16 protein-coding genes are annotated in these 18,566 nt (G+C 65.8%); 6 read left to right on the top strand and 10 right to left on the bottom strand.

Annotated features, from left to right (window positions below; all coding sequences use genetic code 11):
* Positions 1-316: 316 nt before the first annotated feature.
* Positions 317-835, bottom strand: a complete 519-nt coding sequence (locus I8J29_RS16960) for an SRPBCC family protein (protein WP_208848722.1) — start codon at positions 833-835, stop codon at positions 317-319.
* Between the two features lie 248 nt (positions 836-1,083).
* Between I8J29_RS16960 and I8J29_RS16965 the strand changes: the two genes are divergently transcribed.
* Together I8J29_RS16965 and I8J29_RS16970 are read left to right on the top strand one after the other, a co-directional pair.
* Entirely contained in the window at positions 1,084-1,503 is a 420-nt protein-coding gene (locus I8J29_RS16965) for a VOC family protein (protein WP_208848723.1), read from the top strand.
* A 155-nt stretch (positions 1,504-1,658) separates the two neighbouring features.
* Positions 1,659-2,564: a DMT family transporter gene (locus I8J29_RS16970; RefSeq protein WP_208848724.1), complete on the top strand. Its 906-nt coding sequence runs from the start codon at positions 1,659-1,661 to the stop codon at positions 2,562-2,564.
* Between the two features lie 49 nt (positions 2,565-2,613).
* Here the strand turns inward: I8J29_RS16970 and I8J29_RS16975 are convergent, their stop codons facing one another.
* On the bottom strand, positions 2,614-3,555 hold the full coding sequence (locus tag I8J29_RS16975) for a helix-turn-helix transcriptional regulator (protein WP_208848725.1): 942 nt from the start codon (positions 3,553-3,555) through the stop codon (positions 2,614-2,616).
* Positions 3,556-3,677: 122 nt separating this feature from the next.
* On the opposite strand from I8J29_RS16975, the gene I8J29_RS16980 reads away from it, so the two are divergent.
* The gene (locus I8J29_RS16980) at positions 3,678-4,871 is read left to right on the top strand and encodes an MFS transporter (protein WP_208848726.1); all 1,194 of its coding nucleotides are present in this window, start codon (positions 3,678-3,680) and stop codon (positions 4,869-4,871) included.
* Positions 4,872-5,109: 238 nt separating this feature from the next.
* On the opposite strand, the gene I8J29_RS16985 is transcribed toward I8J29_RS16980, so the two are convergent.
* From I8J29_RS16985 to I8J29_RS17005, 5 genes are all read right to left on the bottom strand, one after another.
* Positions 5,110-6,015, bottom strand: a complete 906-nt coding sequence (locus tag I8J29_RS16985; protein WP_208848727.1) for an AraC family transcriptional regulator — start codon at positions 6,013-6,015, stop codon at positions 5,110-5,112.
* 133 nt (positions 6,016-6,148) lie between these two features.
* Positions 6,149-7,828 carry a type 2 periplasmic-binding domain-containing protein gene (locus I8J29_RS16990; protein ID WP_240546259.1) on the bottom strand — a complete coding sequence of 560 codons (1,680 nt, stop codon included), beginning with the start codon at positions 7,826-7,828 and terminating at the stop codon, positions 6,149-6,151.
* 139 nt (positions 7,829-7,967) lie between these two features.
* Entirely contained in the window at positions 7,968-8,867 is a 900-nt protein-coding gene (locus tag I8J29_RS16995) for a carbohydrate ABC transporter permease (RefSeq protein ID WP_208848729.1), read from the bottom strand.
* Positions 8,868-8,880: 13 nt separating this feature from the next.
* Entirely contained in the window at positions 8,881-9,858 is a 978-nt protein-coding gene (locus I8J29_RS17000; protein ID WP_090640308.1) for an ABC transporter permease, read from the bottom strand.
* 333 nt (positions 9,859-10,191) lie between these two features.
* Positions 10,192-12,396, bottom strand: a complete 2,205-nt coding sequence (locus I8J29_RS17005; protein ID WP_208848730.1) for an AraC family transcriptional regulator — start codon at positions 12,394-12,396, stop codon at positions 10,192-10,194.
* A 270-nt stretch (positions 12,397-12,666) separates the two neighbouring features.
* Between I8J29_RS17005 and I8J29_RS17010 the strand changes: the two genes are divergently transcribed.
* From I8J29_RS17010 to I8J29_RS17020, 3 genes are read left to right on the top strand one after another with little or no spacing between them, the layout of a single operon-like run.
* Complete coding sequence (locus I8J29_RS17010; protein WP_240546269.1) at positions 12,667-14,250, top strand: spore germination protein; 1,584 nt, start codon at positions 12,667-12,669, stop codon at positions 14,248-14,250.
* A gap of 31 nt (positions 14,251-14,281) precedes the next feature.
* A complete protein-coding gene (locus I8J29_RS17015) occupies positions 14,282-15,517 on the top strand; it encodes a Ger(x)C family spore germination protein (RefSeq protein ID WP_208848732.1) in 1,236 nt (411 codons plus the stop codon).
* Between the two features lie 20 nt (positions 15,518-15,537).
* The gene (locus I8J29_RS17020) at positions 15,538-16,653 is read left to right on the top strand and encodes a GerAB/ArcD/ProY family transporter (RefSeq protein WP_208848733.1); all 1,116 of its coding nucleotides are present in this window, start codon (positions 15,538-15,540) and stop codon (positions 16,651-16,653) included.
* Here the strand turns inward: I8J29_RS17020 and I8J29_RS17025 are convergent.
* Genes I8J29_RS17025 through I8J29_RS17035 form a run of 3 tightly spaced genes read right to left on the bottom strand, consistent with a single transcriptional unit; the run spans position 16,600 to position 18,555 of the window.
* Positions 16,600-16,893 (bottom strand): YczF family membrane protein, encoded by a 294-nt coding sequence (locus I8J29_RS17025; protein ID WP_208848734.1) that lies wholly within the window; start codon positions 16,891-16,893, stop codon positions 16,600-16,602. The two genes, I8J29_RS17020 and I8J29_RS17025, sit on opposite strands and share 54 nt — an antisense overlap.
* A gap of 43 nt (positions 16,894-16,936) precedes the next feature.
* On the bottom strand, positions 16,937-17,590 hold the full coding sequence (locus tag I8J29_RS17030; RefSeq protein ID WP_208848735.1) for a hypothetical protein: 654 nt from the start codon (positions 17,588-17,590) through the stop codon (positions 16,937-16,939).
* An 11-nt stretch (positions 17,591-17,601) separates the two neighbouring features.
* Positions 17,602-18,555 carry a lipoate--protein ligase family protein gene (locus I8J29_RS17035; protein WP_208848736.1) on the bottom strand — a complete coding sequence of 318 codons (954 nt, stop codon included), beginning with the start codon at positions 18,553-18,555 and terminating at the stop codon, positions 17,602-17,604.
* Positions 18,556-18,566: the final 11 nt, after the last annotated feature.

An 18,566-nucleotide genomic window follows, 5' to 3' on the forward strand; every position in this document is an offset into this window, starting at 1 on the left:
CCCCCTAAAAAGCGCCTAGCGGATTCGGGGCGCTTTCATGCCGGATCGTTGGCGCAGCGCCGCCGCGGGGCCGTTTAGGACGGCAATTAAGGGCAGCGGCTTCGCGCCTGAGCCGAGCGACCCACGCCCCGCTTTCGCGCCGCTGTCGAACCATAGCCGTTTCCGCGCGGCTTTCGACGGGCGAAGTCGCAAGAAAGCGCAAAAATCCGCAGCCGGGCGCGGCTGCGGATTCCCAAACGCATGCAGGGTGGAAGCTTTTTCCTTAAAAGTTTAAAGTTCCGGCCGCCGGCCAAGCTCCGGTCGCCGGCGGCAGGGGTTACGCTTCGGCCAAATAAGCCTCCAGCTGATCGAACGTGCCTCCGTAGCCTTCCTCCATCGACGCGAAGCCGCTTCGGAAGACCCACTCCTCTTCCGGCGTCGCGTTCAGGGGACTGCTCTTGAGCAGGATCGTCGTGCGGGCGCCCGCTTCGGCGAACGTGACGCTGTGGAGGATTTCGAGCGGCCAGTCCTCTTCGAACGGCGGACGGACGACGCCGCCCTCCGCGTCGGAGAAGGAATTGACGAACACGATCCGTTCCGGCTCGGCAATGTCCAGGAAACGGAACAAGCCCCAATTTTCATGGCCGTCCGGGGTGCGCATGACGTAATGGAACCGGCCGCCCGGCCGGAAATCGAGCTGCGCGGCGCTGACCGAAAGCCCCTTCGGTCCCCACCACCGCTCCAAGTGCTTCGCCTCCGCCCATACCCGGAGCACCAGCTCGCGCGGCGCGTCGAACGTGCGCGCAACGACGAATTCGTTGGCCGCGGCGCCGGCGGCCGCTTGGTTGTCGCTCATGATCAAACCTCCGTATCTGCATAATGGATGTAGCCTTCCCGATTCGCTCGGGGTTCTATTTATATATACCTCGAAGGGAATATTCCTGTCAAGGCATATATCGGACAAGCGGTTATCCTGAACGTCCGTTTTATTCCCGAATCCGATAATCCATGACAAACCTTGTCACGATTGCGGTTTATACTCGACATCGAGCCCCGGCCAAGCGGCTGCGGGCCATACACGACTCGCGAAGGAGAGGATTCAGCATGACTTATCAAGCTACTCCGTTCATTCTGCTGGACGGCGAGGCGAAGGCCGCGATCGCGTTCTACGCGCGCGCCTTGGACGCGGAAATCGCCTTTACCCAAACGTTCGGCGAGGGACCGGCCGATCCCGGCCACCCCGTCCCGGACGCCGCGAAGGACCGCGTCGCGCACGCCGTCCTGAAGCTAGGCGGCGCCGACCTGTTCGTCGCGGACGCGTTCCCCGGAACTGCCGGACCGGACGGCGGCCGCGTCCAGGTCTGCCTCACGGTGCCCGACGCCGAGACGTCGCGCCGGTTCTTCGACGCGCTTGCCGATGGCGGCCGGATCGTCATGCCGCTTCGGAAGATCCATTTCAGCCCGTCCTACGGCGTCGTAACGGACCGGTTCGGCGTGACGTTTCAAATCTTCACCAGCCGGTAAGGCGCGGGGAAAGGACTAAGGGCGAACCGGCGCGCGCGGCCTTTAGGATCGGGCATGCGCGCCGTTCGCCCGGCCGAAGCCGGAGCAATCCGGCTTTTTTGATGCAAGCGCGGCCCGGCCTCGACGGCCGGCCGTCCGGAAAGGGAACGCCGACGATGAAACGATTGAAAATTTACGCGATGCTCGCCGGCTTTTCCGTCTTCACCGGCGCATCGTTCGATCTGGCGAAGTACACGGCCGGCTATTTCTCGCCGCTCGCCGCCGCGGCGTGGCGGTTCGGCCTGGCCGCTCCGGCGCTGCTCGTTTTGCTCCACGCCACGGAAGGCATCCGCTTCGCTCCCGTCAGGCGGAACGCGCTCGCGTACGCCGCGCTCGGCGTCGTCGGCATCTTCGGCTTCAGCGCGCTGTTCTTCTGGGGCCTTCGCTATACGTCGCCGGTCAACGGCGCGCTGATCATGGCGCTGAATCCGCTGCTGACGTCGGTCGCGGGGCGGTTCATTCTGAAGGACCGCATGACGCCGAGGCAGACCGCCGGACTCGGCGCGGCGCTGGCCGGCGTCGCGATCGTCGTCCTGCACGGCTCGCCGGGCGCGATCCGGACGTTGTCGTTCTCCGCGGGCGACCTCCTGCTCTTCGCCGCCAACCTGTGCTGGACCGGCTACGGCGTCTTGGGGCGGCGGCTCGTCCGGGACGGCAGCGCGCTGTCGACGACGGCGTATTCGACGCTCGCCGGCGCGCTCTGCCTGATCGCCGCGGCGCAGTTCGCGCCAAGCCCCGCTCCGCTCGAACGCGTGCCGCTTGGCTCCTGGGGCGCCATCGCCTTCATGGCCTTCTTCACGAGCGTGCTCGGCTACTCCTGGTGGAACAAGGGCATGGCGGAAATCGGAGCCGGCCCGACCTCCGTCTTCTTCAACGCGGTTCCGGTCGTGACGATGGCCGTCTCGCTGGCGGACGGCGTGCCGGTGACCGCGGCGCAGGCCGTCGGCGCGCTTCTCGTCCTGTCGGGCGTGTGGACCGCCGCCGCCCCGCTCCCCGCGGGACGCCGCCGCGGCGAGTCCTGAAGCCGCGCCGATCCGCCGGAGCGCGACGGCCGGCTCGCCGCCCCGGCGCTTACGAGTAGCGCGCCAGCAGCTCGGTCAGCTTCCGCCGGATCGCTTCCTTCAGCTCTGCGGGCCCGAGCAGCTCGGCTTCGGCGCCGAGTCCGATGAAGAAGTCCGCGAAGAACGCCAGGTCGCCGCCCGGCACGTCCGCGTCGATCGCCCCGCTTCCGTCCTCGCGCACGTCCAGGAGCGGCGCGAGCCAGAGCTCGCTCTCGCAGCGCTGCACGCCCGCGCGCGTCAGCGCGGCGCGCAGGCGGACGGGCGCCGGCGGCGCGGAGGCGGCCTTCCGGCTGTCGCGGACGTCGCCCAGCTCCAGCGGCTTCGTGTCCGGATCGGGCGCCGCGGCGCGGATCCGGTCGCACCGGAACACGCGGTAGCCCCCGCGCTCGAAGCAGTACGCCGTGCAGTACCAGAAGCCGTTGTTCGCGTACAGGCACACCGGCTGAATCCGCCGGCGTTCCGCGTCCGCTTCCTTCGGCGCGTAGTCGATCGCGAGCACCTTCCGGTAGACGGCGGCGTCGAGCAGCAGCGCCAGATGCGGCGTCTCGCCCCTGCGCGCCGGCGTCACGAAGTCCACGCGGTCCTTCATCCGGTCGATCCGTTCGCGGACGTCCCCGGGCATGTGCAGGTAAAACTTGCGCAGCGCGGAGGCGGATTCCGTCTCGAACGGCAGCGACGCGTAATGGCGCAGCGCGTGCACGGCGAAGAACATCGCCGCGGCCTCCTCCTCGGTGAACGCGATCGGCGGCAGCACCCGCTCCCGCACGACCTGGTACCCGCCGTGCGGGCCGACCTCCGAATAGAGCGGCACCCCGAGCTCGCTCAGCTCCTGCAGATCCCGCAGGATCGTGCGGGTCGACACGCCGAATTCGTCGGCCAGCTCGCGCACCTTGAAGCGCCGCTTCCGGTTCACGGTCATCATCAGTTCCATCAGCCGTTTGGACTTCGGCATGCAGGCCGCCTCCTTTCGTTCGATTGCCCCAATAGCTTATCAGGCGTTCATGACAGTTTCCGTCACCATTATGCGGTACGCTGGACGCGCAAGCAACTTCAACCCGTTAGGAGTGTTCGACGATGGGCAAATTCACCGCCCTTTTCTTCCTCGTCATGTTCATGATCGGCACCGACACCTTCCTCATCTCGCCCCTGATTCCGACGCTGCAGGCCGAATTCGGCGTCTCGACGGGCCATGCCGGCTGGATGATCGGCGCCTACACGCTCGGCTCCGCCCTCTTCGCCCTGATCGCGGGTCCGCTGTCCGACGGCTGGAACCGCCGCACGGTCATGCTGTGCGGCCTGCTCGGCTTCTCCGCGGCGACCGCGCTGTGCGGCTTCGCGGACGGCTTCTGGACGATGTGCCTGCTCCGCTTCCTGGCCGGCGTCAGCGCCGCGTTCACGGCGCCGCAGGTGTGGGCGTCGATCCCGGCCGTCATGCCGGCTTCCCGCATTCCGAAGACGATGGGCGTCGCCTTCTCGGGCCTCGCCGCCTCCCAGGCGTTCGGCGTGCCGATCGGCAGCTGGCTCGCGGCCGCCCACTGGTCCGTCCCGTTCTGGACGATCGGCGCCGCCTCGCTGCTGCTTGCCGCGGCCGTCTTCCGCCTCATGCCGGACGTGAAGCCGGCGGCCGCGCCGCCGGGCGGCCGCGCGGCGATCCTGCGCCGGTACGCCCCGCTTGCCGCGAGCAGCCGGGCGAGATCCGGCTTTCTCGCCTACCTGCTGCTCCATCTCGGCAGCGGCGCGTCGCTTGCCTTCGCCGGCAAGTGGATGGCCGACCGCTTCGCGCTGCCGGTCGGCCAGATCGGCACGGTCATGATGTTCCTCGGGCTCGGCACGCTGCTCGGCAGCCTGCTCGGCGCGTACCCGGCCCGGAAGCTGGGCCGCGCGAACGCCGCCGCCGCGGGGCTGGCGCTGATCGCCGCGCTGTACGTCCTCGGACCGCATCTCGGCAGCCTGCCGGCCGCGACGGCGCTCTACCTGCTGATCTTCGCGCTGCTCGGCATGGTCTTCCCCGTCATTATGGAGGCGCTGACGTCGCTGAACGCTTCCATCCGGGGCACGATCTCCAGCCTGGCCAACGCGACCATGAACGGCGCCAATACGATCGGCGCCTGGATCTCGGGCCTGCTGTACGCGCAGCTCGGCGGCTATGCGGCAATCGGCCTCTTCTCGGCCGTCTGCCTGCTGCTCGCGCTCGGCGCGTTCCTCGCCGGCGGCGTGCTGGCGGAGCGGGCGCCGGCGCGCGGCGGCGAGGCTGCCGCCAAGCCGTAACCCGCGCCGCGCGGCGGCTGGGCGCGTGGCCGTCCGGCTCACGGCCGCACGCCAAATCGTCGGCGCTCCGATCGCGGCACGCCATACGCGTACGCCGTTCCGCGGCGCGCCAAAAAGCCCCGGGCAAGTTCAACCTTGCCCGGGGCTTCCGCGCGGGAGCCGGCATGCCCGGTCCCGCTCCGCCGCACGGTCTTCCCTCCGCGCGGCCCTCCATCGCTCCCGGCGATACGCCGCGCCGCTACAGCCGGCTCTGCCGCCGGTATTCCGACGGCGTCACGCCGATATGCTTGCGGAAGTTTTTGGACAGCACATGGATGCTGGAATAGCCGTATTTCTCCGCGATCTGCGTAATCGACGCGTCCGACTGGCGCAGGTCGCACTTGATCCGCTGCAGCTTGCGCAGCATCATGTAATGCTTGGGCGAGAGGCCCGTCTCTTCGCGGAACAACGCATAGAACCGGCTGCGCTTCAGACCGGCCTCCGCCGCGTACCGCAGCAGCTCCCGCTCCTCGAGCTCCTGCCGGCTCGCGACCAGACGCAGCAGCTCCCGGATGCGGGGATCTCCGCCGCTGGCGAAGTCCCGGTACGCCGCCGACAGGAAGCGCGACAGAAAGACCTGGAATTCGCCGCGCCACCGGATCGTCTCCCCGACGGCGTCGCCGCCGCGCTTGCCCGGCGCTTCGAGAAACCGGTCATGGTACGACAGCCAGAGACCCAAGTCGGCGGCCGCGGTCACGGGCTCGATTCGCAATGCCGGCTGCTCGTCCATATACGCCGGCACCGGCTCGCCGGATCCGGCGGCGTAGTGGAAAAACTCGCCTTCGCCGGCGAACGGGCGGCGCCGCGGCTGCCAGTCGAAATACGCCTCCCGGTGAATCATGGGGTCGGCCCCGTCCGCCCGCCAGCGATGCATCCCGCCGGCCGGAATATAGACGAGCGCGCCCGGCTTCAGCGCGTATTCCCGGTCGTCCAGATGCAGCAGTCCCTCGCCCGCCTCCACGATGATGACGGCGTTCGTATACGCGGACCGGCCCGGCGTCGTCTCTTGCGGGCAGTACGCGTACCGCCGCGCGAACAGCAAATAAGGGTGAAGGGCGGCAGGATCGATTCGTGCGTTCTCGTTGCCGCGGGTGGCAGCGCTCATCCGTTGACTCCTCCTCGAGCGGAATCCGGTCCCGCTTCCGGGACGTGCCGGCTGCGATTCGTTCTATTATAAAACCGCCCGCGCGGGCGGGACAAGGGCTCCCGGCCGCGCGGACGGTTCGCCGTGCGGCCGTCTATTGCTGCTTTTGCTTCTGCGTATCGTAGGCCTTCTGATAAATTTCGAGGTACTTCTTCAGATTCAAGCCGTCGAAGCCCTTCACGTAGCCGTCCCATTCCCCGTCGGTCAGCTTCTTGGAGCCCGTCACGAACTGCGCCATGTTGGAGCGGACGTACTCGTTGATCTGCGTGCGCAGCATGATCGCCTCGTTCGCGTCGTTCTCGTCCATGAAGATCGTGAGCGGGAACGTCTCTTCCGGCTGGCGGTTCTCGTAGTTTTTGGCCGTCTCCGTGAACAGCCGGAATTCGTAGCCCTGCTGCGACATCATGTCCGCCGGGGCCGTCCACGATTCGCGGATCGCGCGCGTCCGGCGCGTAATGCCCATCTGATCCCAGTTGTCGTTGAACGTCGTGCTCAGGTTCCAATATTCCGGCTTCAGCGTATACTTCGCCTGTTTGCCGTGCACGTCCTTCTCGCCCGGCTGCGCCTTCGTCCAGTACTTGCCTTCGAGGCCGTATTCGTTCATGATCGCGAATTCCTCGGAATACATGTAATCCGCCATCTTGATCGCCGCGATGGCCTGCTCCTCCGTCGCCTTGTTCGTGATGGCGAACTGGCCGTTGCCGTAGGCCTTGTAATACCCGGCGTACGCGACGCCGCCCGGTCCCTTGAGCGGCGCGACCGTCACGTATTCCTTGTGGCGGTTCTGTCCTTCGGCCAAGCTGAAGTACATGCCGATATGCCCCGCGGCCACGCTGCCGCTGACGTTGTCGCCTTCCTTGTTGCCGACCTGCGCCATCTGGTCGTTGTTCTGCGTGAACGCCTCCTTGTCGATCAGTCCTTCGCTGAACAGCTTGTTGATGTACGTCAACCCTTGGCGCCATTCCGGCTGGTTCGCGGCCAACTGCACCTTGCCGTCCTTCATGAAGAAGAAATCCTCGTCGTTGTCGTAGATGAACGCGTTCATCAGGAAGTTGGACGGAATGCCGTGCCACGTGTTGAACGCGCCGGACAGCGGAATTTCGTCGGCCTTGCCGTTGCCGTTCGGGTCCTGCGTCTTGAACGCCTTCAGCACCTCGTAGTATTCGTCCGTCGTCGTCGGCATTTTCAGCCCCAGCTTATCCAGCCATGTCTGGTCGATCCACAGCTTCTGCGAATACCAGCAGTGGAAGCAGTCGTTGATGTGCGGCAGCGCGTAAATGTTGCCGTCCGGCGCCGTGATGGCCGCTTGCAGGTCTTTGTCCTCGGCGAAGGCGCGCTTGATCTCGTTGCCGTACTTGTCGATCAGGTCGTTCAGCGGCTGCAGGATGCCCTGCTTGCCGTACGAGATCTGCTCGGCCTGGGTGAAGTCGCCCGAGAGGAAGATCGCCGGATAGTCGCCGCTCGCCAGGATGAGCTTCTTCTTGTCCGCGGCGTTGGCGCTCGGGGTCGCGTCGAATTTGAATTTGATGTTCAGCTTGCTCTCGACGGCCTTCGTGACGTCGTTGGTATAGATGTCCTCGATGCGCGGGGACACGCTGATGAACGTATCGAGCGTGACCGCCTTGCCGCTGCTCTCTCCGCCGCCGTTCCCGGCGTTGCCGCCGTTCGCCGCTCCGCCGCCGTTGCCGCCGCCGTCGTTGCCGCATGCGGTCAGGAGCAGGACCGTCGCCAGGATCAAACCGAACCATTGCGCGCTTCTCTTCTTTGTTCTCAAGACAGACGCCTCCTTGGTCATATCGTGCGAAACCTTGCCATTGCATCGGCACGCCGGCCGTGCCTCTCGCCCCCGATCGGCGGCATCACCCCCTGACCGGCCGCGTTCCTTATCCCGCGTTCCTTATCCTTCTTGCTCCTTATCCTTTGAGGGAGCCGATCATGATGCCCTGCACGAAGTACTTCTGCACGAACGGATAGATCGCCAGCACCGGCAGGGTGGCCACGACGATGAGCGAGAACTTCAGCAGGTCGCGCAGCCCCTGCATCGCCGCCATCTTGTTCGCGTCCACCATCATGCTGGAGTCGATGGAGTTCAGAATGAGAATGTTCCGCAGCACGATCTGCAGCGGGAACAGGTCCGGCGACTTGAGGAAGATGAGCGCCTCGAAGTAGGCGTTCCACTGGCTGACCGCGTACATGAGCACGAGCACCGCCAGAATCGGCTTGGATAACGGCAGCACGACGCGCCAGAGGAAGCCCAGGTCGCTGCAGCCGTCCAGCTCCGCCGCCTCGCCGAGCTCCTTCGGGATGCTGGACTGGAAGAACGTGCGGGCGATGATGACCTGCCAGACGGCCATCGCGCTCGGCAGCAGCATCGACCACCGCGTGTCGAGCAGGTGAAGGTTCTTGACCGTCAGGTAGTACGGGATCAAGCCGCCGCTGAACATCATCGTCAGCACCAGCACCCCCATCAGGAGGTGGCGGCCGTAGAACGTCGAGCGCGACAGCGGATACGCCATCATGACCGTCAGGCTGACGTTGATCAGCACGCCGAAGACGGTGTAAAAGAGCGAGTTGCCGTAGCCCGTCATGATCTGGGGATTGGAGAATATCGCCCGGTACCCCGCCAGGCTGAAATCGACGGGCAGCAGCCATACCCGGCCGCTGATGACCGCCTGCGGCGAGCTGAAGGACGAGCTCAGAATGTAGACGAGCGGATAAAGCACGATGAGCAGAATCAGGATCAGGAACGCGTAGACCAGCGTCAGGAACAGCTTGTCGCCGAACGATTCCCGGATGGCGTTCGATCGTGTCATGGCCGATCCTCCTTTACCATAGGCTGCTTTCGGACAAGCGCCGCGCCGCGTAATTGACGGTCAGCAGCAGAATGAGATTGATGACCGAGTTGAACAGGTCGACGGCGGCCGAGAAGCTGAAGTTCGCCCCGAGCAGGCCGATCTTGTACACGTACGTCGAGATGACCTCCGAAGCGCTGGTGTTGAGCGGGTTTTGCATGAGGTAGATCTTCTCGAAGCCGACGTTCATGATCTGGCCGACGTTCAGAATGAGCAGCACCGTCGCGGCCGGCATGATGCCCGGGAGGTCGATGTGCCACACCTTGCGGATCCGGGAGGCCCCGTCCACCCTCGCCGCTTCGTACAGGTCGACGTTGATGCCGGAGAGCGCCGCGAGGTAGATGACGGCCCCGTACCCGATGCCCTGCCAGACGTTCGACCAGACGAAGATGCTGCTGAAGTAATTCGGGACGCCCATGAAGTTCACGGATTCCATCCCGAACGCGTTCAGGATGTGGTCGACGAAGCCGAGCCGCGGCGACAGGAAGAGGATGATCATCGACACCATGACGATCGTCGAGATGAAGTACGGCGCGAACGTCACCATCTGCACGAGCCGCTTGAAGCGCATCCCGCGCACCTCGTTCAGCGCGAGCGCCAGCAGGATCGGCGCGGGAAACCCGACGAGCAGCGAATACAGGCTGATGACCAGCGTGTTCTTGATGAGCACCCAGAAGTTCGGCGATTCGAAGAACGTCCGGAAGTGCTTGAGCCCGGCCCAGTCGCTGCCGAGTATGCCCTTCACCGGGCTGAAATCCCGGAAGGCGATCTGCGCTCCGTACATCGGAATGTACTTGAAAATAATCAGGTAGGCGAGCGGCAGCAGCACGAGCAGGTACAATTGCCAATGCCGCTTCACCCGCTTGCCCCGGTCCCTGAGCGCCAGCGTGCCGCGCCGGGCGGGCGTCGTCGTCGCGTCCTTTCTTTCGAGCACTCCCGTGGTGGACGGCATGTTGCTTCCCCACATCCTTTCGGTTTCGGCCTTTCGATCGGATCTGACGATTCGGCGGATTCGGCCTGGATTGACTTTCACGATAAAGGAGCGTGGACAGACGGACAACCGCCGATAATCCGCGGGGCGATCAATTTTCCGAAGCCGCGCCGCGCTTGGGCTCCGGGGCGCGGACGCTCAATTTTCCGAAGCCGCTCAGCTTTCCGGCGGACGCTTGCCGCGGCCGAAAGAACCCCTCCCCGCCCCGCCGGCGCGCATGGCAAAAGGGCCGGACGCGAGCGGCTTCGCCTGCTTGCGTCCGGCCCTTCTGCCATGCCCGTCCCGCCCCCGCGCTCAGATCGCGGCGTTGCGCTTGCGGAAATCGACGGGCGAGATGCCTTCGACCTTGCGGAAGACCCGGCGGAACGTCGCGGCATTGGCGTACCCGACCCGCTCGCCGACCTCCTGGATGGAATCCGGCTGCTCGAGCAGCCGCTTCTTCGCTTCCATGATGCGCAGCTGGGACAAATAATCCAGGAAATTTTCCCCGAACTCCTCCTTGAACAGCTGGCTGACGTATTTGGCGCCGAGGCCGAACCGCTCGCCCAGATGGTCGAGCGACAGCTCCGGATTGGCGTAATGCTCGGCGATGTAGTCCCGGATATCCTGCAGCAGCTGGCGGTGCTGACGATGGCCGGAGAGCCGGTCGAGCCGCGCCGCGAACTCGCCGAGCACGGCGCCGAACCGCTCCCGGAGCCGGTCGAGCGTATCGAATTCGTCGACGGCCTGCAGCAGCGGCCCGGCTGCCTCGTGCTGCCACAGCTCGTAATATTCCTTCGACGCCTCCGACAGCTGCAAATCCATGAGCGCCAGGAAGTACCGGCACAGCTCGGCGATGTCGCCCCGCGGCAGACAGCATTCCCGCATGCCCCGGAAGAAGTCCTCGAAGCGCGTACGCCACTCCTCTTCCCGCAGGCGCAGCTGCTGGCTCAGCTTGTGAATCGCCTGCAGATGCTTGTTCGTCTCCTTGACGGCCGCGCGCGCCGTCTCGCCGTGCACGATGACGCGGTCATGGCCGAGCACGGCCTTGAACGTCAGCGCCTCCAGCGCCTGACGGTGCGACGGTCCCGCGCCCGCGCCGGCATCGGCCGCGCCGCCGATGCCGATCGTCACCGTGAACGCCAGATGCTCGCGCACCCAGGACGTGATATGCGGCGCCGTCTCGCGCGCGATCTCTCCGGCCGCTGCTTCGAGGAACAGAATGCCCGTCATCCGCACCGGCGACGTCCATTCCAGCCAGAGCTGGACCGGATGCCGGGAGGCGAACAGCTCGTGCGCCGCGCTGCCGACGACGTATTGGAACAACGACCGGTCGCGGCCGGAATACCGGCCGAACGCCAGCTCCGGCTCGTCGATCTCGACGACGAACGCCTGGATCCGGTCATGCGGCGGCAGGGCGAGCGGCTCCAGCTCCTCCGGCGGCCCGTGCTCGGCCTGCAGCAGCTCCCGGAACAGCGACTTCCGCCTGCGCGCCGCCGTCTCCTCGGCTTCCTTGCGGAACCGCTTCGACTGCTCGGCGAAGTTGTCGATGGCGGTCTCGATGAACGTGAATTCGTCCACCGCCAGCCGTCCGAGCGAGGGCTTACCGGTCCCGAACTGATCCTGGATGCGGTAGACGAGATCGGCGATCGGCTTATAGTTCTTCCGCGCGATGTAGACGATCGAGAGGCCGCCGGCGAGGAAGACGAGAAGCCCCAGCATGAGCCACACGCTCGACAGGCTGGACATGACCGCGACGGCCATCCCGTTCGCCACGCCGGTCTCCGCCTTCCACCCGGTGTAGGACGAGGTCTGCGCGGCGAGCACCTTGCCCCCGGCCGGCGCGCCGCCCGGATCGAACAACGGCCGGCCGGCCCGGTCGTATACCTGCACGAACGCGCGCTTCGCGTCGAACGTTTCGCCGAGCATGCTCCGGATCTCGGGCAGGCTGACGTTCACGACGATCATCCCGTCCATGCCGCTGCTGAGCGAGACGTTGCGGACGAGGCTGACGACCCCCTTCGGGCGCTGGTTCGGAAATTCGCGGAACGGCCGAAACGCGCTCCAGGACGACGTGTACGTCGGATGCCCGCTCATCCGGCTGTGGATGAAGTCGTAGTCCGAGAACTTGTCCAGCTTGGTCGTGACGCCGCTGAAGACGATGCCGTCCCGGTAGCGGACCAAATAGTACGAGTCGATCATCGGCATGGCCTGCTTCAGCTGCAGCATCCGGTTGACGACCTGATAGTTCAGGAAGACGTCGTCCTCGCCGCCGGCCAGGAAAAAATCGTTCAGCAGCTTGCCGGACGACATCTCGCGAATCAGCGTGTTGTCGATCGACCGCAGGCCGACGTCCAGCGACTGCAGCAGCTGGTTCAGGAACACTTCGCTGGAATCCTTCGTGTTGCGGTTGTTCTGTTCGACGAGCGTCTGGAAGAAGACGAAGAAGAGGAGGGAGAAAATGATGCAGAAGATCGGCAGGTAGGACCAGATCGTCTTGCGCAGCCAGGTACGGTTCAAGGATCATCATCCTTTGTACGAAGTTTGAGGACCCGTCCTCTATCGGAAGGCGACATATGTAACCGTATACATTTAGTTCCATTATAGAACCGGCCGGACGAATCGTCTTTGTTGTTCCCGCCAACTTTTTGTCCGTTTATCCAATCGTTCGCGATCTTGACCGCGTTCGAAGCGCCGGTTTCCGACGGATAGGTAAAAAATGAGAAAGGAGGCATACTAACCAAGCGCGACGGCATGCAGCGAAAATTCCGGGAGGTGCGCGAGGTGAAAATGCGTAAAACGCCCTTCGGCGCGAACGGCGACGGCGGCGGCGGCAATAACGCGGGCGGCGCCGGACAAGCCTTCGCCGCCCGCGGCGGACGGCTCGATACGGACTTGAACGCGAATCTCGACCGCATCCGCGGCGAACTCGCGGGGAGTCCCGATCTGGTCGTGCGCAAATTCACCCTGCGAATCGCGGGACGGCTCCCCGCAGCGGCGGTGTATCTGGAGACGGTAACGGACAAGGACACGGTGAACGATTTCGTCATGCGGTCGCTAATGCCGCCGTATGCCGCCGATGCCCCGGAAGCCGCGGACTCGCCCGAGGCGGCGTTCCGTTACGTCTGCGACAACGCGCTCGCGGTCGGCCACATCGAGATGCTCGACGACTGGACGTCGCTGCTGCTCGAGCTGCTCACCGGCAAGACGCTCCTGCTGCTGGAGGGCTGGAACCAATGCGTCTGCGGCAGCACGATCGGCGGCGAGAAGCGGGCGGTCTCCGAGGCCAGCACGCAGGTCGTCGTCCGCGGCCCGAAGGACAGCTTCTCCGAATCGGTCGCGACGAACATCGCGCTCGTGCGGCGGCGAATCCGCAGTCCCAAGTTCGGCTTCGATTCGCTCAAGATCGGCACGGTGACGCAGACGACCGTCGTCATGCTCTACATCGACGGCATCGTCAAGGACGACATCCGCCAAGAGGTCCGCAGGCGCCTCGAGAAGATCAACACGGACGCGATTCTGGAATCGGGCTACATCGAGGAATTCATCGAAGACAGCTGGTATTCGCCGTTCCCGACGGTGTTCCACACGGAGCGGCCCGACGTGGTCGCGGCCAACCTGCTCGAGGGGCGCGTCGCGATCGTGGTCGACGGGACGCCGTTCGTGCTCATCGCGCCGACGGTGCTCTCGCAGTTTTTTACCGCGGCGGAAGATTATTACCAGCGTTACGACATCGGCACGTTCATCCGGCTGCTCCGCTACGTGGCGTTCGTCATCTCGCTGTTCGGCCCGGCCTGCTACATCGCCTTGACCACGTTCCATCAGGAAATGCTGCCGACGACGCTTCTGATCAACTTGTCCGGCGCCCGGGAGGGCGTCCCGTTCCCGGCCATCGTCGAAGCGTTCCTGATGGAGATCAGCTTCGAGATCCTGCGGGAGGCCGGCATCCGGATGCCCCGGGCGGTCGGCCAGGCGGTCTCGATCGTCGGCGCGCTCGTGCTCGGCGAAGCGGCCGTGCAGGCCGGCATCGTGTCCCCGATCATGGTCATCGTCGTGGCCATCACCGCGATCGCCAATTTCTCGATCCCCGCGTACAACCTGGCGATCACCGCGCGCATGCTGCGCTTCCTGTTCATGCTCGCAGCCGGCTTCCTGGGCTTCTACGGCATCATTCTCGGCATGCTCATGCTGGTCGCGCACATGAATTCGCTGCGCTCGTTCGGCGTGTCCTTCCTGTCGCCGCTCGTGCCGCTCAAATACAAGCAGCTGAAGGACGCGTTCGTTCGGCTGCCGCACTGGTATGCTGACGAACGGCCCGACGATACCGCGGCGGATACGAGCCGCATGCCGCCGGATCAGAAGCCGCGGCCATGACGGCGCGAAGAAGGAAAGGAGGCGAGGGCCGATGAAGACGGGAGCCGGACGGATAGCCGTACGCCGGGGGAGAAGCGCGCTGCTGCTGATCGCCGCCCTCTCCTTCCTTCTGGCCGCGACGGGCTGCTGGAACAGCCGGGAACTGAACCGGCTCGCGATCGTGACCGCCATGTCCGTGGACAAGGCGGAGGGCTCCGACCAGTACGAATTGGCTTTCCAGGTCGTCATGCCGGGCGAGATCATGAGCTCGAGCAAGAGCGGGAGCGGGAACGCGCCGTTCTCCGTGTACACCGTGCGGTCCAAAACGTTGTTCGAAGGGATCCGCAAGGCGTCCAAGCAGGTGCCGCGGCAGCTGTTCTTCTCCCATATCGAGGTCGTCATTCTCGGCGAGCGGCTCGCCAAGTCGGGAATCGCGGAGCTGTTCGACTTCTTCGAACGCTCGCACGAGGTGCGGCTCACGTCGATGCTGCTCGTCGCGCGCGGCGCCCCGACGGACAAATTGATCAGCACGATCGTGCCGCTCGCGCCGCTGCAGTCGGAAGCCTTGATGGGCTCGAGCGAATTTTCGGCGAAGATCTGGTCCGGTTCGCCCGTCATCGGCATCGACGACGTGATCCGGAAGCTGATCAATCCCGGAGCGGAGCCTTCCATCAGCGGACTGCGGCTCGTCGGCGACGGCATCCCCACCGACAACAAGCAGCGGCTGACGCAGACGCGCCTTCCCTATCATCTCGAAATTTCCGGCGTGGCCGCGTTCCGCGAAGGCAAGCTGGCGGGCTGGCTGGACAACGGCCAGGCGCGGGGCTACATGTTCATCGCCGACCGGATGCGGAGCACCGTCATGAACCTCCCGTGCCAGGACAAGCCGGACGGCATCGCGCTCGAAGTCGTCCGAAGCCGGACCCGGACGAAGGTGTCGTTCCGCGAAGGCCGGGCGAAGGTCGAGATCGCCGTCAATGCAATCGGCAACGTGGCGGAGGTCCAATGCGGCGTCCCGCTGCAGAAGCTGGAGGAAATCGACAAGCTGGAGCGTGAATGGAGCCAAGCGGTGAAGGCGGATATGATGGCGGCCGTCAAGCGGGCGCAGACGCTCCGGTCGGACGTCTTCGCCTTCGGCGAAGCGCTGCAGCGCAGCCAGCCCAAGGCGTGGAAATCCGTGGCGGGCCGATGGGGCGACGTCTTCGCGGAAGCGGACGTTTCGGTTACGTTCCAAGGGCAAATTCTAAGGACGGGCATGCGGGCCAAGTCGTTATTGGAGAAATCTTGAGAAACGGAGGCGAATAAGCGATGGATAGCAAAACGGCGCGCATCGGCCCGCTCCACTTGTTCGCGTGGATTACGTTGTTCGAGCTCGGATCCGCGGTCGTCATCCCGGTCGGCATGGAAGCCAAGCAGGACGCGTGGATCGTCATCGTGATCGGCTGCCTGATCGGCATGGCCTTCTTCGGGGGCGTGTTCGGCACGCTGTACCGGCTCTATCCGGAGCTGCCGCTCACGGCGTACATCCGCCGCATCGTCGGCCCGGTCCCGGGCTGGCTGATCGGCTTCGGGTACTTGCTGTATTTCATCTACATATCGGGGCGCAACACGCGCGACTTCAGCGACCTGCTGACGGCGGCCGTCTACGATATGACCCCGATGTTCGCGATCGCCATGTTCATGCTCCTCGTCGTCGGGTACGTCGTTCGGCTGGGCATCGAAGTATTCGGGCGGACGGCCTTCCTGTTCTTCTTGTTCAGCTGCTTCTTGTTTCTGTTCATCGTGACGCTCGCGGTCTTCTCGGACATGTCGCAGGCGAACCGGATGCTGCCGGTGCTCGGCGAGGGCTGGAAGCCCGTCCTGAAAGCCTTGTTTCCGACGAACCTGACGTTCCCGTTCGGGGAAATGGTCGTCATGACGATGTTTCTGCCGTACTTGAGCAAAGGGTACAAGGCGGTCGGCGTCGGCGTAAGCGCGATGGCGTTCAGCGCGGTGCTGCTCTGCCTGGCGACGTTCGTCAACATCTCCGTGCTCGGCATCGAGATCGCCTCGCGCGCGACGTTTCCCCTATTCACCTCTCTCAGCCGGCTGCGGCTCGCGGAAATGATCCAGCGGATGGACTCCGTCGTGCTGTTCCTGCTCGTCATCACGAGCTTCTTCAAGATCGCCACGTTTCTGTTCGCGGCGGTCCTCGCGGCGGGCGACTTGTTCGGCGTCCGCAATCTCCGCGCGCTAATCATGCCGATCGGCCTGATCGTGCTGTTCCTCTCGCTGACGATGGCGGGCAGCCTGACGGAGCATTTGCAGGAGGGGCTGAAGATCGTGCCTTACTACCTGCACCTGCCGCTGCAATTCGGCATCCCGATCCTCCTATTGATCATCGGGCTGATCCGGCGGGGCGGACGTCCGGCCGCTTCCTCCTGACGGCCGCTTCCCGCCGCCGAACAGCCGCCGGAATCCGGCGGCGAGCGGCACGCGGAAGAAGAGGAGGAGAAGCGCGGCCATCATCGTCTTCTCGACCGCGCCGTACAGCGTGAACGGGAAATACAGGTTGCGCAGCATCCGCGCCGGGGGCAGCCGCTGCAGGACGTCTATCCCCAGCATCAAGGCGACGGCGCTCGGAAACAGCAGCGCGAACACGGCATAGCGTTTGGCGTCTTTCATGGGCGTACTCCCTTTCGTTGCCGCTTATAGCGGATCGCAGGTATTATTCCCGGAAGACGCCTTCTTCTCTCCCGCGGCCGAACGTTTCCGCCAGCGCCGCCGCGAGCACGGCCGCCAGCAGCACCGCGAGCTCCGCGCGCGACGGCGACGGCCGGAGGCCCGCCTGCCCGAGCAGGAGGAACGCGGCCCCGAAAGCGGCGCCGCCCAGGACGCCGTAGAGCCGGGGGCGCGGAAGCGGCGCGCGGGCGGGGCGCGCCTCCGGCCGGGCCGGCGCGGACGGCGGGAGCGGAGCCGACAGTTCGCCGGCCGCGCCCAACGTCACGCCGGCGAAGCCGCAGCCGGCGCCGAGCATCGCGACCGCGGCCGCCGTCGCGTCGGCCCCGCTCCACGCGAGCAGGCCCAGCAGCGCGGCCGCGAGCAGGGCGAGTCCCGGCCGGACCGAGATCCATGCCGAGCGCGACAGCATGTTGTCCGGCACGTAGGCGCCGACGGCGAGCAGGAAGCCCGGCAGCAGCAGCGTGCCCGCCTCGGCCGGCGACAGCCCGGAGCCGGCGATCAGCGCGCGGGCGACGGAGACGAGCAGCGCCGCGTAGGCGAAATGCGCGACGAAGAGCAGGGCGGCAAGCCGGCGCAACCGGCGGCTTCGGCCGCTTGCGGACGGTTCCCGGTCGATCGTATCCGTCGCGGGGTTCCTCATGCGCTCCCTCCTTATCTTCGCAGGTTCCAAGCGTCCGCGCCGTACTTCTCGGCGGCGAGGCGTCCCGCCAATTCCATCTCGAACGCGGTCAGCGCGCCAGGCTGCGGCTCGACGCCGAGAAGCTCGGCGAAGCCGGCGAGGAATGCCGTCTCCAGGTCGCCGATGGCCGCGGGGGCCAAGCCTTTGCGGCGCAGACAGGGATTGACCGCCACGGCATGGCGCTCGAACGCCGCGCGCATCCGGCGCCTTCGTTCCGCATCCCGGAAGCGCAGGACGTCGTGCAGCAGCCCGGCATCCAGCTCCAGCGGAATCGAGCCATGCTGCAGCAGCGCGCCGTCCGCGCGCATTTGGGCGCTGCCGGCGATTTTCCGGCCTTCGACGACGATCTCGTAGCCGGCCGGGGCGTCGAAGCAGGCCGCGGACGCCTCCGCCTTCTCCCGGGCGGACGGCCCGGGGCCGCCGCCTGCCGGCTCGGGTTCGACGGCGTCCGGCATGCCCGCACCGCTTCCGCCCCCGAAGGGACGGGCCTCCAGCCCGAGCCGGCGAAAGCCGGCCAGCAGGCCGCCGCTCAGCGCGGCGCACGCTTCCGCCACGCCGGCCGGAAGGCCCGGGTGATCCTCCGCCGCGACGAGGCTGTACGTCAGCTCGCGGTCGTGCAGGACGGCCCGCCCGCCGGTCGCCCGGCGGACGAACTCGACGCCGCGCGCCCGGAGCGCCGCGAAATCGACGTCCCGTTCGGCGCGCTGGAACCGCCCGACGGACAGCGTCGGCGCGCGCCAGCCGTAGAACCGCAAGGTCGGCGGAACGAGCCCGCGGGCATGGGCCGCGAGTATCGCCTCGTCGATCGCCATATTCTCCGCCGCGCCGCGAACGCCCGTATGCACGAATCTCCATTTCGGGCTCGCGGGGCTCGCGTCCCGATCGCCAGACCGTCCGCGCGAAATGACGTTGTCCCAGTCCTCCATGAATTTCCCCT

Origin of the sequence: Paenibacillus artemisiicola (assembly GCF_017652985.1) — a bacterium.
Lineage (GTDB): Bacteria > Bacillota > Bacilli > Paenibacillales > Paenibacillaceae > Paenibacillus_Z > Paenibacillus_Z artemisiicola.

Excerpts from the sequence above, each read along its gene's own strand:
- I8J29_RS16960 (WP_208848722.1), bottom strand. The coding sequence starts at position 835 with ATGAGCGACAACCAAGCGGCCGCCGGCGCCGCGGCCAACGAATTCGTC.
- I8J29_RS16965 (WP_208848723.1), top strand. The coding sequence starts at position 1,084 with ATGACTTATCAAGCTACTCCGTTCATTCTGCTGGACGGCGAGGCGAAG.
- I8J29_RS16970 (WP_208848724.1), top strand. The coding sequence starts at position 1,659 with ATGAAACGATTGAAAATTTACGCGATGCTCGCCGGCTTTTCCGTCTTC.
- I8J29_RS16975 (WP_208848725.1), bottom strand. The coding sequence starts at position 3,555 with ATGCCGAAGTCCAAACGGCTGATGGAACTGATGATGACCGTGAACCGG.
- I8J29_RS16980 (WP_208848726.1), top strand. The coding sequence starts at position 3,678 with ATGGGCAAATTCACCGCCCTTTTCTTCCTCGTCATGTTCATGATCGGC.
- I8J29_RS16985 (WP_208848727.1), bottom strand. The coding sequence starts at position 6,015 with ATGAGCGCTGCCACCCGCGGCAACGAGAACGCACGAATCGATCCTGCC.
- I8J29_RS16995 (WP_208848729.1), bottom strand. The coding sequence starts at position 8,867 with ATGACACGATCGAACGCCATCCGGGAATCGTTCGGCGACAAGCTGTTC.
- I8J29_RS17000 (WP_090640308.1), bottom strand. The coding sequence starts at position 9,858 with ATGCCGTCCACCACGGGAGTGCTCGAAAGAAAGGACGCGACGACGACG.
- I8J29_RS17010 (WP_240546269.1), top strand. The coding sequence starts at position 12,667 with ATGCGTAAAACGCCCTTCGGCGCGAACGGCGACGGCGGCGGCGGCAAT.
- I8J29_RS17015 (WP_208848732.1), top strand. The coding sequence starts at position 14,282 with ATGAAGACGGGAGCCGGACGGATAGCCGTACGCCGGGGGAGAAGCGCG.
- I8J29_RS17020 (WP_208848733.1), top strand. The coding sequence starts at position 15,538 with ATGGATAGCAAAACGGCGCGCATCGGCCCGCTCCACTTGTTCGCGTGG.
- I8J29_RS17025 (WP_208848734.1), bottom strand. The coding sequence starts at position 16,893 with ATGAAAGACGCCAAACGCTATGCCGTGTTCGCGCTGCTGTTTCCGAGC.
- I8J29_RS17030 (WP_208848735.1), bottom strand. The coding sequence starts at position 17,590 with ATGAGGAACCCCGCGACGGATACGATCGACCGGGAACCGTCCGCAAGC.
- I8J29_RS17035 (WP_208848736.1), bottom strand. The coding sequence starts at position 18,555 with ATGGAGGACTGGGACAACGTCATTTCGCGCGGACGGTCTGGCGATCGG.